2 protein-coding genes are annotated in these 947 nt (G+C 78.2%); one reads left to right on the top strand and one right to left on the bottom strand.

Features of this window, described 5'->3' with window-relative positions:
- Nucleotides 1-560, top strand: a 560-nt coding sequence (locus tag GTW08_RS02205; protein WP_161151326.1) for a biotin-dependent carboxyltransferase family protein, incomplete at its 5' end; no start/stop codon positions are given.
- A 3-nt stretch (nucleotides 561-563) separates the two neighbouring features.
- Here the strand turns inward: GTW08_RS02205 and GTW08_RS02200 are convergent.
- The coding region (locus GTW08_RS02200; RefSeq protein ID WP_161151325.1) for a hypothetical protein at nucleotides 564-947 on the bottom strand (384 nt) is incomplete at its 5' end.

Genomic DNA, 947 nt, shown 5'->3' with positions numbered 1-947 from the left:
TGACGGTCGGGACGCCGGTCGGCGGGCTGCGGTGCTACCTCGCCGTCGCGGGCGGGCTGGAGGTGCCGCTCGCGCTGGGCAGCCGCAGCACCGACCTGCTGTCCGGGCTGGGGCCCGGCCCGGTCGCCGACGGCGACGAGCTGCCGGTCGGCCCGTGGTCCGGCGGGATCCCGGTGTCCGGGCCGGTCCCGGTGTCCCTGCCCGGTGCCGTGGTCGGGCTGCGGGTGCGCCCCGGCCCCCGCGACGACTGGTTCGCCGACCCACGCGCCGCCCTCACAGGTCCGCTGTGGACGGTGACGGCCGACGGGAACCGGATCGGGGTCCGTCTCGACGGGCCGTCCCCGGAGCGGCTCCCGGAGCTGCGCGACCGGGAGCTGCCGAGCGAGGGGATGGTGACCGGCGCGGTACAGGTTCCGCCGCACGGGCCGCCGGTGGTGTTCCTCGCCGACCGTCCGACGACCGGTGGCTACCCGGTGATCGCCGTCGTCGCGCGCGCCGACCTGCCGCTGCTCGCCCAGGCCCCGCCGGGGACGGGCGTGCGGTTCACCGTGCTGCGCTGAGGCTCAGCGCTCGGCGTCCTCGCCGTCGAGGATGGTGCGGACGTCGTCGACGGCCATCCCGGACAGCCGGCCGATCTGCGCCGGGTCGAGGCCGCACTCGTGCAGGTGCCGGACGGCGCCGGCCAGGTCCTCGCGGCGGCGACGCAGGACCGCGTCGAGTTCGGCGATGCGGTCGCGGGTGTCGTCGAGCCGTTCGGTCGCGTCGACGGCGCGGGCCGGGTCCTCCAGGAGCACCCCGAGCAACCGGTCCTTCGCGTCGCCGGACGCCGGGGTGCGCGCCCCCGCGGTCGGGACGACGGCGAGCGGCAGCTCCTGCTGCTCGCCACCGGGGGCGTCGGGCTGCGGGTCGACGACGGCGTCGGTGGCGCGCAGGCGCGCCCGCTGCAC

Source organism: Pseudonocardia sp. SID8383 (assembly GCF_009864975.1).
GTDB lineage: Bacteria > Actinomycetota > Actinomycetes > Mycobacteriales > Pseudonocardiaceae > Pseudonocardia > Pseudonocardia alni.
This window is presented reverse-complemented; position numbering and strand designations above follow the sequence as displayed.